This window comes from Pseudomonas sp. Arb-4-2C (genome assembly GCF_055755015.1).
Window position 1 is genome coordinate 4,586,400 of the sequence record NZ_CM146899.1, and the last position, 15,821, is coordinate 4,602,220.

At 59.2% G+C, this 15,821-nt stretch carries 13 protein-coding genes; 9 read left to right on the forward strand and 4 right to left on the reverse strand.

Annotated features, from left to right (window positions below; genetic code table 11):
* Nucleotides 1–14: 14 nt before the first annotated feature.
* Nucleotides 15–653 carry a Pr6Pr family membrane protein gene (locus AC0J41_RS20700; protein ID WP_473013485.1) on the reverse strand — a complete coding sequence of 213 codons (639 nt, stop codon included), beginning with the start codon at nucleotides 651–653 and terminating at the stop codon, nucleotides 15–17.
* A 1-nt stretch (nucleotide 654) separates the two neighbouring features.
* Nucleotides 655–885, reverse strand: coding sequence for a VF530 family protein (locus AC0J41_RS20705; protein WP_003227831.1), 231 nt, complete (start codon nucleotides 883–885; stop codon nucleotides 655–657).
* A 300-nt stretch (nucleotides 886–1,185) separates the two neighbouring features.
* Between AC0J41_RS20705 and AC0J41_RS20710 the strand changes: the two genes are divergently transcribed.
* The 9 genes from AC0J41_RS20710 to cmoB all read left to right on the forward strand — a co-directional run bounded on the left by AC0J41_RS20710 (nucleotide 1,186) and on the right by cmoB (nucleotide 13,604).
* The gene (locus AC0J41_RS20710) at nucleotides 1,186–2,547 is read left to right on the forward strand and encodes a carbohydrate porin (RefSeq protein ID WP_025112433.1); all 1,362 of its coding nucleotides are present in this window, start codon (nucleotides 1,186–1,188) and stop codon (nucleotides 2,545–2,547) included.
* Nucleotides 2,548–2,764: 217 nt separating this feature from the next.
* Nucleotides 2,765–5,176, forward strand: coding sequence for a glucose/quinate/shikimate family membrane-bound PQQ-dependent dehydrogenase (locus tag AC0J41_RS20715; RefSeq protein ID WP_473013486.1), 2,412 nt, complete (start codon nucleotides 2,765–2,767; stop codon nucleotides 5,174–5,176).
* Between the two features lie 902 nt (nucleotides 5,177–6,078).
* Entirely contained in the window at nucleotides 6,079–8,496 is a 2,418-nt protein-coding gene (gene lon, locus AC0J41_RS20720) for an endopeptidase La (protein WP_025109193.1), read from the forward strand.
* A 164-nt stretch (nucleotides 8,497–8,660) separates the two neighbouring features.
* Nucleotides 8,661–9,647: a hypothetical protein gene (locus AC0J41_RS20725; protein ID WP_473013487.1), complete on the forward strand. Its 987-nt coding sequence runs from the start codon at nucleotides 8,661–8,663 to the stop codon at nucleotides 9,645–9,647.
* Between the two features lie 438 nt (nucleotides 9,648–10,085).
* The gene (locus AC0J41_RS20730; RefSeq protein ID WP_473013488.1) at nucleotides 10,086–10,478 is read left to right on the forward strand and encodes a protease inhibitor I42 family protein; all 393 of its coding nucleotides are present in this window, start codon (nucleotides 10,086–10,088) and stop codon (nucleotides 10,476–10,478) included.
* 2 nt (nucleotides 10,479–10,480) lie between these two features.
* Entirely contained in the window at nucleotides 10,481–11,113 is a 633-nt protein-coding gene (locus AC0J41_RS20735) for a lysoplasmalogenase (RefSeq protein WP_473013489.1), read from the forward strand.
* 145 nt (nucleotides 11,114–11,258) lie between these two features.
* On the forward strand, nucleotides 11,259–11,756 hold the full coding sequence (locus AC0J41_RS20740) for a hypothetical protein (RefSeq protein WP_473013490.1): 498 nt from the start codon (nucleotides 11,259–11,261) through the stop codon (nucleotides 11,754–11,756).
* Nucleotides 11,757–11,871: 115 nt separating this feature from the next.
* On the forward strand, nucleotides 11,872–12,651 hold the full coding sequence (gene cmoA / locus AC0J41_RS20745) for a carboxy-S-adenosyl-L-methionine synthase CmoA (RefSeq protein WP_177327309.1): 780 nt from the start codon (nucleotides 11,872–11,874) through the stop codon (nucleotides 12,649–12,651).
* A complete protein-coding gene (gene cmoB / locus AC0J41_RS20750) occupies nucleotides 12,648–13,604 on the forward strand; it encodes a tRNA 5-methoxyuridine(34)/uridine 5-oxyacetic acid(34) synthase CmoB (protein WP_025109199.1) in 957 nt (318 codons plus the stop codon). The genes cmoA and cmoB overlap by 4 nt, the downstream gene beginning before the upstream one ends.
* A 130-nt stretch (nucleotides 13,605–13,734) precedes the next feature.
* Here the strand turns inward: cmoB and tadA are convergent, their stop codons facing one another.
* Both tadA and AC0J41_RS20760 read right to left on the reverse strand, forming a co-directional pair.
* Nucleotides 13,735–14,232, reverse strand: coding sequence for a tRNA adenosine(34) deaminase TadA (gene tadA, locus AC0J41_RS20755; protein WP_025109200.1), 498 nt, complete (start codon nucleotides 14,230–14,232; stop codon nucleotides 13,735–13,737).
* Nucleotides 14,232–15,608, reverse strand: coding sequence for a multicopper oxidase family protein (locus tag AC0J41_RS20760; RefSeq protein ID WP_025109201.1), 1,377 nt, complete (start codon nucleotides 15,606–15,608; stop codon nucleotides 14,232–14,234). The genes tadA and AC0J41_RS20760 overlap by 1 nt, the downstream gene beginning before the upstream one ends.
* Between the last annotated feature and the right edge of the window lie 213 nt (nucleotides 15,609–15,821).

A 15,821-nucleotide genomic window follows, 5' to 3' on the forward strand; every position in this document is an offset into this window, starting at 1 on the left:
CTTCCACATGGGTTTCAATGCCGTGCTGACCGCCAGCGGTCGAGGCCGATCACCAGCAAACCTATCAGCACAAACCCCAGCAATATCCCCCCGGCATTGATGAACACCTGTGCATAACCCAGCATGGCCACATCAATGAACGGGTACGCATACGCGCCCAGCAGATGCCCGCGCAGCAAGGCATAACCGAAATACACCAGCGGGTAAATCAGCCACAGCGGCAGGTGCCAAAAGCGCAACGTACCTTTGGGCACGCAGCACCACCAATAGCCCAGAAACAGCAGCGGCATCACGTCGTGCAGCAATTCATCAGCGATAAACTGCCACCCCTCGGGGTGCCACAAATGTCGCAATAAAATGCTGTAGGCCAGGCCGACCACCGCGATGCTCACCGCCACCCCGCTACTGACCCAAGGCAGCAGAAACCAGCGTTGCACAGCGGATTCGCGCCGGGTGACCGCGCTCGTCAGCACGCTCGCCACCAGGGTATTGGTCAGTACCGTGAAGTAACTGAAGAAGCTCACCAGCCCGCCCAGCAGACTGGCGTCGACACTCAGGCGCGCAAGGAAAATCAGGTACAGCTGAATGCTCAACCCGGCCCAGCCGAGGCTGGCGATGAGCATGATCAGGCGTCGCCGCAAAACGGCGTCCATCTCAGAGCGGACGCTTGGTACGCATCAATTTCACATACAAGCGCTCGACCTTCTCCCGTGCCCACGGAGTTTTGCGCAGGAACGTCAGGCTCGACTTGATGCTCGGGTCGCTCTTGAAGCAGCGGATATCGATGCGCTCGGCCAACCCCGACCACTCGTAATGCGCCACCAGCGCATTGAGGATCTGTTCGAGGGTTACGCCATGCAGCGGATCGGGAGTGTGGTCGTTCATGCCAGGCCTTTGGACGGAGTGAAAATGCACAAGCCGCGCACCTTAGCCGAGGGGCCGGTCAGGTGGAAGGCCTTGCATCAAATGTAGGCCAACCCGAGAAGATCGCAGCCTGCGAACCTGCCCACAATGCGCCCGTTTGACGCACTGTTACCGAATGCGAAACGCTGCATGTCTGCAAAAGCCCTTTGTCTTTTTGTTACAGATCATTATCCTGCCGCCCTTCAGCTGAATCGCTTCACTGCCTGCGGCAAATTGAAGCGCTCGGTTTACCCCCAGAAAACATCAAAAAAAGACTGATCCATGCCTGATTTTTCCTTCTCCCGAGACAGCGCTATCTCAGCCCTGCGCCTGCTCGGCGGCTGCACCGCGCTCGGCTTCGCCACCTACGCCCAGGCGGCCCCCGCCTTCGACAGCGACTCACCGTGGATGCTCGGTGACTGGAACGGCACCCGTACCGAACTCTCGGAAAAAGGCTACGACTTCAAACTCGATTACACCGGCGAAATGGGCAGCAACCTGCACGGCGGCTACGACCACGACCGCACCGCGCGCTACAGCGACCAGTTCGGTCTGGGCACGCACCTGGACCTGCAAAAGATCCTCGGCTGGGACGACGCCGAGTTTCAACTGACCGTCACCAAGCGCAGCGGCAACAACATCAGCAACGACCGGATCAACGATCCGCGCGTCGGCGGCTTCACCTCCGCGCAGGAAGTCTGGGGCCGTGGCCAGACCACGCGCCTGACGCAGATGTGGTATCAGCAGAAATTCTTCGACCAGAAGCTCGACATCAAGGTCGGCCGTTTCGGTGAAGGCGAAGACTTCAACAGCTTTCCGTGCGATTTCCAGAACCTGGCGTTCTGCGGCTCGCAAGTCGGCAACTGGGTCGGCGGCATCTGGTACAACTGGCCGGTCAGCCAGTGGGCGCTGCGGGTCAAATATCACCTGACACCAGAGCTGTACGCTCAGGTCGGCGCTTACGAGCAAAACCCGTCGAACCTCGATCGCGGCAACGGCTTCAAACTCAGCGGCAGCGGCACCCAGGGCGCCGTGTTGCCGGTCGAACTGGTCTGGACACCCAAGCTCAATGGTCTGCCGGGCGAATACCGCGCCGGCTACTACTACAGCAGCGCCAAGGCATCTGACGTCTATAAAGACCAGAACGGCCAGCCTGCTGCACTGAGCGGCGAAGCCTACCGCAGCGCGTCGAGCAAGCACGGCGTGTGGTTCGGTGCCCAGCAGCAAGTCACCAGCATCGCCAGCGACCACTCGCGCGGCTTGAGCGTGTTCGCCAACGCCACGATGCACGACAAGAAAACCAACGCGATCGACAACTACGTGCAGGCCGGCGTCGTCTACAAAGGCCCGTTCGATGCCCGCGCCAAGGACGACATCGGTTTCGCCCTGGCCCGCGTTCACGTCAATCCGGCCTTTCGCAAGAACGCCGAGGCGAGCAATCAGGCCAACGCCGTCTACGACTATGACGATCCGTCGTTCCTGCCGCCGCAGGACACCGAATACAGCGCCGAATTGTATTACGGCGTGCACCTCGCCAACTGGCTGACCGTGCGCCCGAACCTGCAATACATCCGCCATCCCGGTGGCGTGAACGACGTCGACGATGCCCTGATTGCGGGGATCAAGATCCAGTCGTCGTTCTAAGAGCTGGCAAATACCCACTGTGGGAGCGGGCTTGCTCGCGAAGGCGTCGTGTCAGTCAACACATCAGCCTTCTGAAACACCGCTTTCGCGAGCAAGCCCGCTCCCACAAAAGAATTTCGTTAGCTACACAAGTTTTATCTGAACCATGCCTGCGCCCAATCGTCATCTACAGTGACTACTGCGCGGGACTACTTGAAACGTCACGGAGAATCACACTATGAGCACCGAAAGTGCTTCGAGTCGGGGCCGTCTGCTACCGAGCCTGCTCGGCATACTGCTTCTACTGATGGGCCTGGCCATGTTGGCCGGGGGAGTCAAGCTGAGCATGCTCGGCGGCTCGCTGTACTACCTGCTGGCCGGTATCGGCATTGCGCTGACCGGCATTCTGTTGCTGCTGCGTCGTCGTGCAGCGCTGGGCCTGTACGCCATCGTGCTGTTCGCCAGCACGGTCTGGGCCTTGTGGGAAGTCGGTCTGGACTGGTGGCAACTGGTGCCACGTCTGGCCCTGTGGTTCGTTCTCGGCATCGTGATGTTGCTGCCGTGGTTCCGTCGTCCATTGCTGCTCGCAGGCCCGGCGCCGATGGGCACTGGTGGTCTGAGTGTGGCCGTGGTTCTGGCCGGCATCACCGCGTTGGCCAGCCTGTTCACCCACCCGGGCGAAACGTTCGGCGAACTGGGCCGCGACACCGCGGACATGACCAGCACCGCGCCAGCCATGCCCGATGGCGACTGGCAGGCCTACGGCCGCAGCGAATTCGGTGACCGTTACTCGCCGCTCAAGCAGATCACCCCGGCCAACGTCGGCAAGCTGCAAGAAGCCTGGCGCATCCAGACCGGCGACCTGCCGACCGCCGATGACCCGGTCGAGCTGACCAACGAAAACACCCCGCTCAAAGCCAACGGCATGATCTATGCCTGCACCGCGCACAGCAAAGTGCTGGCGCTGGACCCGGACACCGGCAAGGAACTGTGGCGTTTCGACCCGCAGATCAAGAGCCCGGTGGGCTTCAAGGGCTTCGCCCACATGACCTGCCGTGGCGTGTCGTACTACGACGAAGCCGCTTACGCCAAGTCTGAAAACGCCGCGTCGGCCGTTATCTCCGAAGCTGGCAAAGCCGTTGCCCAGGCCTGCCCGCGTCGCCTGTACCTGCCAACCGCTGACGCCCGTCTGATCGCACTGAACGCCGACACCGGCAAGATCTGCGAAGGCTTCGGCAAAAACGGCGTGGTCAACCTGACCCAAGGCATCGGCCCGTTCACCGCCGGCGGCTACTACTCCACTTCGCCAGCGGCGATTACCCGTGATCTGGTGATCATGGGCGGTCACGTCACCGACAACGAATCGACCAACGAGCCATCGGGCGTGATCCGCGCCTTCGACGTGCGCGACGGCCACCTCGTCTGGAACTGGGACAGCGACAAGCCGGACGCCACCGAGCCATTGGCCCCGGGCGAAATCTACAGCCGCAACTCGGCCAACATGTGGTCGCTGGCCAGCGTCGACGAAAAACTCGGCATGGTCTTCCTGCCACTGGGCAACCAGACCCCAGACCAGTGGGGCGCTGACCGCACCCCGGGCGCCGAGAAATTCAGCGCCGGCATCGTCGCCCTCGACCTGGCCACCGGTAAAGTGCGCTGGAACTACCAGTTCACCCACCACGACCTGTGGGACATGGACGTTGGCAGCCAGCCAACCCTGCTCGACATGAAAACCGCCGACGGCGTGAAACCTGCGCTGATCGCTCCGACCAAACAGGGCAGCCTGTACGTCCTCGACCGTCGTGACGGCACGCCGATCATTCCGATCCGCGAAATCCCGGTACCGCAAGGCGCCGTGAAAGGCGACCACACCGCACCGACCCAGGCCCGTTCGGACCTCAACCTGCTGGCTCCGGAACTGACCGAAAAAGCCATGTGGGGTGCCAGCCCGTTCGACCAGATGCTGTGCCGCATCCAGTTCAAGGAACTGCGCTACGAAGGCCAGTACACGCCTCCGTCGGAACAAGGCAGCCTGATCTACCCGGGTAACGTCGGTGTATTCAACTGGGGTGGCGTATCGGTCGACCCGGTTCGCCAGATGCTGTTCACCAGCCCGAACTACATGGCCTTCGTCTCGAAGATGATCCCGCGCGCCGAAGTGGCCGCCGACAGCAAGCGCGAAAGCGAAACTGCCGGTATCCAGCCAAACACCGGCGCGCCATACGCCGTGACCATGCACCCGTTCATGTCGCCATTCGGCGTACCGTGCCAGGCCCCGGCCTGGGGCTACGTCGCCGGTATCGACCTGACCACCGGCAAAGTCGTGTGGAAACGCAAGAACGGCACCAGCCGCGACAGCTCGCCAATTCCGATCGGCTTCACCCTGGGCGTACCAAGCATGGGTGGCTCGATGGTCACCGCCGGCGGCGTCGGCTTCCTCAGCGGCACCCTCGACCAGTACCTGCGCGCCTACGACGTGAACACCGGTAAAGAACTGTGGAAATCGCGTCTGCCTGCAGGCGGCCAAGCCACGCCAATGACCTACACCGGCAAGGACGGCAAGCAATACGTCCTGCTCGTCGTCGGCGGTCACGGCTCGCTGGGCACCAAAATGGGTGACTATGTGATTGCGTACAAACTGCCGGAATAAGCTTTAGCGGCGGTAATAGAAAGGCGATGTCTCGTGAGGGGCATCGCCTTTTTTGCATACAACTGCTCTGAATTCGCTGAAAAACCTGTGGGAGCGGGCTTGCTCGCGAAGGCGTCAGCACATCCAACACTTGCGGTGACTGACACACCGCTTTCGCGAGCAGGCTCGCTCCCACAGTTGGAATGGGTGTATTCAGTTGGGGATTGGTCGGCTCGTAGGCCGCCATCGCGAGCAGGCTCACTCCTACAATTGGATTGGGTGTGTTCAGTTGGGGGGTGGTCGGCTGTCAGGCCGCCATCGCTGGCAGGCCAGCTCCCACAATTGGATTTGGGTGTGTTCAGGTGGGGATTGGTCGGCTCGTAGGCCGCCATCGCGAGCAGGCGAAAGTCTGCAGTTTAGATTTGTGTGCACCGCACGCGGCAAAGCCGCCCCACTCAACAGGATGAGCGCAAGCTCGGCTGCAGCTCTTGATCTTGATCTGCAAGGCCCCTTCGGCAGGCTGAGTGGAGGGGTTTATCCGGGGGTGGGAGCGCAGCGACCGTTTGGCGCAGCCAAACACATCGAGAGGAGGTGCAGCGAAGCAAACCGTAGACGATGCCCCCGGATGAACCCCGTAACGAAGGAACCCGAGCCTAAGCGAGGGCCGAACGCCGGGGCCCAGCCTTTTGGTTACTTTTTGGCGTCTGAAAAAGTGACCCGCTGTAAGAGCGGAACCGCCAGCCGCACCACCCGAAGCAACGGATATACCCCCCAACCCCAAAAGAACATGGTCGGCCCAGAGGCCGCCAAGTCCAAAGAAACCCTGTCAAAACCCTGAACACACAAGCAGAAACATCCCCCCCCATTGAAACCACCCACCCCCCGCCCCATCTAAGACCCATACCCCATTGCGCAGGTGCCCCATGAGCGACCAGCAAGAATTCCCGGACAACCCAGACGACTACACCGAAGCCGAACACATCGAACACACCTCCTCCGGCAAAGGCCTGGCCCTGCCCGGCCAGAACCTGCCGGACAAGGTCTACGTCATCCCGATCCACAACCGCCCGTTCTTCCCGGCCCAAGTGCTGCCAGTCATCGTCAACGAAGAACCCTGGGCCGAAACCCTCGATCTGGTCAGCAAATCCGACCACCACTCCCTGGCCCTGTTCTTCATGGACACGCCCCAGGAAGATCCACGCCACTTCAACACCGGCGCCCTCCCCGAATACGGCACGCTGGTCAAGGTTCACCACGCCAGCCGCGAAAACGGCAAACTGCAGTTTGTCGCCCAGGGCCTGAGCCGTGTGCGCATCAAGACCTGGCTCAAGCACCACCGCCCGCCGTACCTGGTGGAAGTCGAATACCCGCACCAGCCCACCGAGCCGACCGACGAGGTCAAGGCCTACGGTATGGCGCTGATCAACGCGATCAAGGAACTGCTGCCGCTCAACCCGCTGTACAGCGAAGAACTGAAAAACTACCTCAACCGCTTCAGCCCCAACGACCCGTCACCGCTGACCGACTTTGCCGCCGCCCTGACCTCCGCCACCGGCCCCGAGCTGCAGGAAGTGCTGGACTGCGTGCCGATGCTCAAGCGCATGGAAAAAGTCCTGCCGATGCTGCGCAAGGAAGTCGAAGTCGCGCGCCTGCAAAAAGAAATCTCCGCTGAAGTGAACCGCAAGATCGGCGAGCATCAGCGCGAGTTCTTCCTCAAGGAACAACTCAAGGTCATCCAGCAGGAACTCGGCCTGACCAAGGACGACCGCAGCGCCGACCTTGAACAGTTCGAACAGCGCCTCGAAGGCAAAGTCCTGCCGGCGCAAGTGCAAAAACGCCTCGAAGAGGAAATGAACAAGCTGTCGATCCTCGAAACCGGCTCGCCGGAGTACGCGGTCACCCGCAACTACCTCGACTGGGCGACTTCAGTGCCGTGGGGCGTGTATGGCGAGGACAAACTCGACCTCAAACACGCGCGCAAGGTGCTCGACAAACACCACGCGGGTCTGGACGACATCAAGGACCGCATCCTCGAGTTCCTTGCAGTCGGTGCCTACAAAGGCGAAATCAGCGGCTCCATCGTGCTGCTGGTCGGCCCGCCGGGCGTGGGTAAAACCAGCGTCGGCAAATCCATCGCCGAATCGCTCGGCCGGCCGTTCTATCGCTTCAGCCTCGGCGGCATGCGCGACGAAGCCGAGATCAAGGGCCACCGTCGCACCTACATCGGCGCACAGCCGGGCAAACTGGTGCAGGCGTTGAAAGACGTCGAAGTGATGAACCCGGTGATCATGCTCGACGAGATCGACAAGATGGGCCAGAGCTACCAGGGCGACCCGGCCTCGGCGCTGCTGGAAACCCTCGACCCGGAACAGAACGTCGAATTCCTCGACCACTACCTCGACCTGCGCATGGACCTGTCAAAAGTCCTGTTCGTGTGCACCGCCAACACCCTGGATTCGATTCCCGGCCCGCTGCTGGACCGGATGGAAGTGATTCGCCTGTCGGGCTACATCACCGAAGAAAAAGTCGCCATCGCCAAGCGCCACCTGTGGCCGAAACTGTTGGAAAAGGCCGGCGTGTCCAAGGGCAGCCTGAGCATCAGTGACAGCGCGCTCAAGGCCTTGATTGACGGTTACGCCCGTGAAGCCGGTGTGCGCCAGCTCGAAAAGCAAATGGGCAAACTGGTGCGCAAAGCGGTGATGAAACTGATCGAAGACCCGAAAGCGGTGATCAAGCTCGGGCCGAAAGATCTGGAAGCCTCGCTGGGCCATCCGGTGTTTCGCAATGAGCAAGTGCTGTCCGGTACCGGCGTCATCACCGGTCTGGCCTGGACCAGCATGGGCGGCGCGACCCTGCCGATCGAAGCCACGCGGATTCATACACTCAACCGTGGGTTCAAACTCACCGGGCAACTGGGCGATGTGATGAAAGAGTCGGCCGAGATCGCCTACAGCTACGTCAGCTCGCACTTGAAGGCGTTCGGCGGTGATCCGAAGTTCTTCGACGAAGCCTTCGTTCACCTGCACGTGCCGGAGGGCGCGACCCCGAAAGACGGCCCGAGCGCCGGCGTGACCATGGCCAGCGCCCTGCTCTCGCTCGCCCGCAACCAGCCGCCGAAAAAGGGCGTGGCAATGACTGGCGAACTGACCCTGACCGGGCATGTACTGCCGATTGGCGGGGTACGTGAGAAAGTGATTGCGGCGCGCCGGCAGAAGATCTTCGAGTTGATTCTGCCGGAGCCGAACCGTGGCAATTTCGAGGAGTTGCCTGACTACCTGAAGGACGGCATCACCGTGCATTTTGCCAAGAAGTTTGCGGATGTAGCGAAGGTATTGTTCTGATTGGAGGTATGGCGCTCTCAGTCATGAGCTGTTAGCGCCAATCCGCCATAAAACACCTGTTATCCAACATAATCAATATAAAAACCTGTCATATATGACAGTAGCCAAGTCCGACCCTGGCGATCACTATTTTCCGTGCCCCTCTCACACGGAAGAAGATCACCATGACAGCCAACACCGGCAGCTCCGCAGTTCGTGACCTCCAGCGCATTGAAGGAACCCTTCAATTAAAGACAGAAAGGCAAGTCGAAATCACATCATCGCAACTTGAAACTTACGCTAGCAGAGACAAGACAAACACAACGTTCACTTTTTCTCTCAACACAATCACTAACACTCAAAGACAAACGTTCTCAATTACACTTTCAAATAAAATCACGTCAGGAACCTACCCACTAGACAGACTTGGCAACTTTATCGGCGCCCACTATCTTGAGCAGTTAAAAACAGACGAAGACACATATCAGAGTTTAAGCTCCGAAGGCATAAGTGGCTCATTGACTATCGCGGTTGAGGACTCAGGCACCGGACAGCGCATTTACAAAATAAATACTTTCAGCATTTCCATCAAAGCCGTTCAAGGTAACGCAGAAACCCGAGTGTTGGCTGGCAATCTCATCGTCGCACAGGGTAATGTCACACTGGATACCCTGCGCCCCAACATCAACGCACTGGCTGCCAGACTTCAAAACATAACTGGCGAGTTCAATGCCAGATTCCTGAATATAAATGGGCAGGATTCAAGGGCGCCTTATACATCCCGATCAATTCAAAATCATGCACTCGAAGATGACGACTATCTTTCACTCCGTGCCATTGCAGGTGACACCGCCTTACAACCCCGTTATGCCAGTGATCGACGCGAATTCCTGCTCAAGCTGAAAAAAGATATTTCGTCCGGCACTCATACATTCAAACAGGGTGTTCCCGGCAGTATCCTTGACGTCCAGTATGCAGAAATACGTTATTCGGACATAACTAAAAACCACCAATTAATTTCAACTACCGCACTCGAAGCAACCCTCGACTTAAAGATCTCGAGCGACGGACTCTGCTACTCATCAAACGATTTCAACATCAAGGTCCAGACAAGCAGCGGATCTATGCTCATCATCGAATCCAATTTCAAAATTTATTTGACGAACGAATAAAAAAAGCGCTTCCGACTCAGCAGCCAAACAATACAGCGCCCTCAAGAATAGCTAATACCAGGAGCTGGCCTATGGAAACCGTCATGAACGGAACCATCAACTTCAGTACTGAAAACGGGTACTTTTTCCCTCAACAAACTTTCCAATCTAAAACTACAGTGTTCCGAACGTCTGGACATCAGTTTCTCTGCAAATGGCGCTAGCACTACCAACATGCAAAGTTTTTTGGCATGGACGCGAGAATCGTTACTGGAACATACACCATCGGAGCTAACAACTCTGGTGGCTACGCTACTGGACCTTGAATACTTCAAGCCCCCCAATGGAGCCCGAGGTATCAGAACACTCAGCCGAGATGGGTAGCACCGCATCTGTCACACTTTGTCTCATCTTCAGTTATGCTCGCCGTTCGTCGCCAACGTCGGAGCCGCTGACCTTATGTCCCCCACTCGCCTGTTTGTACCTCTCGCCCTCTCTCTGCTGGCCGCCTGCGCCACGCAGCCCAAACAGAACGTGACTGTGGAAAAACAGAGCGAATGCCCCGTGCGGCTGACCAACGGGCAAAACCTGATCGTCATGCTTCCGAGCAACCCTACCACCGGTTATCGCTGGGCGATTCAGGATTCGGCCGGTGGCGTACTGCGTGCGCTGAGCCCCGAGGTTTACAGCAGCCCGAAAGATTCCGGCATGGTTGGCGCGGGCGGCTTTTCCACGTGGCGCTTCCAGGCATTCGCCACCGGAACCGGCCGTTTGCGCCTGACTTCGCAACAGCCATGGGAGCCTGAAGTCACGCCAGCGGAAACCTTCGACTGCGCGATCTCGGTGAACTGATCGTGGGCTGGCTGATTCTGGCGCTGATGGGCGCGGTGACGTTTCTCTACGGTGTGAGCACCCATGCGGCGCTGCTGTGCCTGTTGGTCAAACCGTTACCGGTGTTGGCGCTGCTTGGCTGGCTGCATGATGCGCCGCCCAGCGACTATCGCCGCTGGATCAGCCTCGGTCTGATTTTCTCTGTGCTCGGCGATGTGTTGCTGGCGTGGCCGGGGGATCTGTTTGTATTTGGCCTCGGCGCGTTTCTGCTCGCGCACCTGGCGTATCTCAAGGCGTATCTCAGCGACTGCAAGCGTCTGGCGCTCTTGCCGCTGGTGCTTGCCCTCGGCCTCGGGGGCGTTCTGCTGGGCATTCTGATATCCGGTGGGCTGGGGCCGTTGCTGGTGCCGGTGATCGTCTATGGCAGCGCAATCAGCGCCATGCTCTGGCGCGCCCTCGCTCGCCTTGGCAGCAACGTGCCTCAGCGTTCAGCGTTGCTGGCAGCGGGTGGCGCGGTGGCATTCGTGTTCTCGGACAGTGTCATTGGCATCGACCGCTTTGTGGCGCCATTCCATGCCGCGCCGTACGCGATCATCCTCAGTTACTGGCTCGGGCAGTGGGGCATTACCGCCTCGGCATTCAACAAAAACAAGTAAAGCTGCCAAACTCACAACGTAAAAGTCTGCGACCATAACGAAAGATTATAAGAGACTGTCAGAAATGACAGTAGTTAACCTTAACCGGCCTTACTAGTATGCAGATGGCTTCAACAACCATTCTGACAATACAAGGAAGACCTTCATGACCTTCTTCAAAAGCAATAATGCAATTTCTGCCAACGCTGTAGATTCTTACATCACTGTTAGCGCTGAGACAATTGCCACAATCTCTGGTCGAGTAAAATTCGAGAGCCAGATTGTTGCGTACGAACCCGACCCTTGCGGTAGCGACATTATTGCATTGGTCACTCGTGCGAACGCTTCAGACTACTCACGCGGATGTAAAAAAGGTCTGGTGCTGGTATTCAACAAAAACATTAAACCCGGCACCTATACTGTGACCGATCCGAACTTCCCTTTCCTTAACGCCTACTACTTTGAAACCGGCACCCGCCCGGGTGATGTCAAGTCTCGTAACTATGATGCAAAAAGCGGCTCCATTACTATTGAAAGCGCAGCCGTAGATTCCGAACAATTAAAATACAAACTCAACTTCAACTTCAAGGGCGTGGACAAACGTAATCGGGAACTAAATATCAAGGGCACATCCGACTACACTGTGTTAATCGATTCCGATTAATCAACGTCAAATAATCAATGGCCAAGCCTCGTCCTTGCGCTTGTCCATTGATTTTTCCTCAGCTGTTTCACGCTTTATCAGACAACCCAAGCATCTCCGCGCCCTTTTGGCTAAAATGCCGGCCTTTTCCACCGACACCGCCGGAACCGCCGTGAGCAAAGAACCCGATCGCATTTTCGCCCAGCCGATGGCCCAGGTGCCTGACTTCGCCTTCAACGAGGACGTGGTGCGGGTGTTCCCGGACATGATCAAGCGCTCGGTGCCGGGTTACCCGACCATTGTCGAAAACCTCGGTGTGCTGGCGGCGCAATTCGCTCAGCCGAACAGCGTGCTGTATGACCTTGGCGCTTCGCTCGGCGCAGTGACTCAGGCCCTGCGTCGCCACGTGCGCACCGACGGTTGTCGGGTGATCGCGGTGGATAACTCCGCAGCGATGGTCGAGCGCTGCCGCGAATACCTCAATGGTCAGGACTCGATGTTTCAGGAGTTGCTGCCGGTCGATGTGATCGAAGGCGACATCCTCGCGCTCGACTTCAAACCAGCCTCGGTGGTGGCACTGAACTTCACTCTGCAATTCATCGCTCCGGAGCAGCGCACCGCACTGCTGTCGCGTATCCGCCAGTCATTGCTGCCCGGCGGCGCATTGATCCTGTCGGAGAAGCTGCGCTTCAACGATGCCGAAGAGCACGCGCTGCTCACCGATCTGCACGTCGCGTTCAAACGCGCCAACGGCTACAGCGAACTGGAAATTGCCCAGAAGCGCAGCGCCATCGAAAACGTCATGAAGCCCGACAGCCTCGAAGAACACCGCGAACGCCTGCTGGCCGCCGGGTTCTCGAAAGTCGTGCCGTGGTTCCAGTGTCTTAACTTTGCCTCGTTGATTGCCTTGCCATGATTGATCTGTCCCCCCTCGCCCGCCGTCTGGCCGGTACCCCGCTGGCCGACTGGGCCAATACCCTGCAAGTGCAACTCGACAAGAAAATGGAGAAGGGCCACGGCGATCTGGAGCGCTGGCAAAGTGCGCTGGACGCGCTGCCGAAGATCCAGCCGAGCGAAGTCGATCTGCTCAATGGCCTGAAACTCGACACCGAGTGCGACGACGAAACCCGCACCCAAATGCGCACCGCGCTGATGGGGCTGTCACCGTGGCGCAAAGGCCCGTTCGACCTGTTCGGCGTGCACGTCGACACCGAATGGCGCTCGGACTGGAAGTGGTCGCGGGTGTCTCCACACCTTGATCTGAAGGGCAAGCGCATCCTCGACGTCGGCTGCGGCAACGGCTATTACATGTGGCGCATGCTGGGCGCCGGTGCTGATAGCGTGATCGGCGTCGATCCGAATTGGCTGTTCTTCTGCCAGTTCCAGGCGGTGCAGCGTTACCTGTCCGAGCCAAACGCCTGGCATCTGCCGTTCCCGTTCGAAGACCTGCCGCCGAACCTCGAAGGTTTCGACACGGTGTTTTCCATGGGCGTGTTCTACCACCGCCGCTCGCCGATCGAGCATTTGCTGGCGCTCAAGGATTGCCTGGTCAAGGGTGGCGAACTGGTGCTGGAAACGTTGGTGGTTGAAGGCGACAAGCACCAGGTGCTGGTGCCGGAAGACCGCTACGCGCAGATGCGCAACGTGTGGTTCCTGCCCTCGGTTCCAGCGCTGGAGTTGTGGCTGCGCCGAGCGGGCTTCACCGACATTCGCTGCGTAGACGTCAGCACCACGACGGTTGAAGAACAGCGCGGCACCGAGTGGATGAAGTATCAGTCGTTGAGCGACTTTCTTGATCCGCAAGATCACAGCAAGACCATCGAAGGCTTGCCGGCGCCGATGCGCGCGGTGATCGTCGCCAAGAAATAACCCGACCTCCCCTTAAAAGGAGATCCCCCTGTGGGAGCGGGCTTGCTCGCGAAAGCGGTGTGTCAGGGACATCAATGTCGACTGGCCCTCCCTCTTCGCGAGCAAGCCCGCTCCCACATTTGTTTTGTTTTTATTCAGTGGATTTTGCGCGGCGCGCCCTGAAGAACTCGGTCAGCACGGCGCCACACTCCTCCGCCAGCACCCCGCCTTCATACAGTACCCGGTGATTCAAAAAGCCCTGGGTAAAAAACTGCCCCTGACTCTGCACAATCCCCGCTTTCGGCTCCAGCGCGCCATACACCACCCGGGCAATCCGCGAATGCACGATCAGCCCTGCACACATGCTGCACGGCTCCAGCGTCACGTAGAGCGTGCTGCCCGGCAGCCGATAATTGTTTACCGCTTGGGCGGCCGCACGAATCGCGACCATTTCCGCATGGGCACTCGGGTCGCTGCCACTGATCGGGCAGTTGAAGCCGCGACCGATGATCTCGCCATCCTGCACCAGCACCGCACCCACCGGCACTTCGCCAAGGGCTGCGCCTTGGGCAGCGAGGGCCAGAGCTTCGCGCATGAAATCCCGGTCACGGCTGCGGTCGATGATCGCGGCGGGGCGAATCTGGCGCATCACTTCACCTCAATGGCGGCCATCAGGCCGGTTTCCATGTGGTCGATCACGTGGCAATGGAACATCCACACGCCCGGGTTATCCGCCACCAGCGCCACTTGCGCACGCTCGTTCTTGCCCAGCAGATAGGTGTCGGTGAAATACGGAACGATCTTGTGCCGGTTCGACGCAATTACCTTGAAGCTCATGCCGTGCAGGTGGATCGGGTGTTGGTACTGGGTCATATTCTTCAATTCGAAAATGTAGCTCTGGCCCAGTTTCAGGCTGGCGATCGGCCGGTCCGCGCAGGTCTTGTCGGTGATGTCCCAGGCCTTGCCGTTGATCTGCCACAGGCTCGGCGGCTTGCCGTTGTCGACGTTGACCGACACCGAACCGACCCATTCGAAATTGAAGTTGAGTTTCTCGGCATTCGCCAGATCCGGCTCGGCCACCGGGTTGGCCGGCAGGGCTTTTGGCCAGTCCGTCGGCGCATCATTGTTGGCCACCGAGCGCAATGTACCCAGGCGTACCGGGCCGTTGCGCAGCGACAATTCTTCACCGGCCGGCGGCGCCTTGATCGCCAGACAAATGCGCATGCCCGGGCCCAGCCAATATTCCTTGCCCAGCGGCCGCGGCTCGACCGGGTTGCCGTCCAGCGCATAGATCTGCGCTTCGACGCCAGGGATGTTGATGCGATACGTCAGGGTGTTGTCGAGGTTGAGCAGACGCACCCGGGTGATCTGCCCGGCCGGCAACTCGATCACCGGCGCCGGCACACCGTTGATGGTCGAAAGACGTCCCGCCGTGCCGCCACGCGCCGCTTCCCGAGGGATGCTGAATTCGACGAAATTGCCTTCATCGTCGATGTGCCAGTTCTTCAGGCTCAGGGTCTTTTCGTACTTGAACCCGGTCGGCTCGCGCTCTTCGACGATCAACGGCCCGACCAGCCCGCGCCCCAATTCTTCGCTGCTGCTGACGTGCGGGTGATACCAGTAGCTGCCGGCGTCCGGCACGCGGAATTTGTAATCAAAATATTCACCGGGCAATACCGGCAATTGCGACACGTACGGCACGCCGTCCATCTCCAGCGGCAGACGGATACCGTGCCAGTGAATGGTGGTTGCCACCGGCAGATGGTTGATGAAGCGCACTCGCAGCCATTCACCCTGACGCACGCGCAATTCGGTGCCAGGTGCCGAAGGGCCGAACGCCCAGGCCTCGGTCTTGTGCCCCGGCACCAGCTCCACGTCCAGCGGCGCGGCGATCAACTCGTAGTCGTGGCCTGCGTCAGCGTCGGCCATCTTGCCCAGCCAGTAGCGCGACGCGCCACCGGCCCCCACGCCAACCACCACAAGACCGGCCAGACCACCGAGGATTTGTCGACGGGTAAAGGACATGAACTCAACTACCTCACTATCAGCAACAGGCCCAAGACCCGCAAAAGGCGAATACGATACACCTGCGGTTGCGAAACAGTAAGGGCAGCGCGGCGACTGGTCACAGCCAACAAGGGCTGCGCCCAGATATTTTCGACAGGCATAACTATGTAGTGCACAAACCTTGAGCCAACGGGTCATCCTCGCTGCCCGATTCTCAAGGAAAGAGAGTGT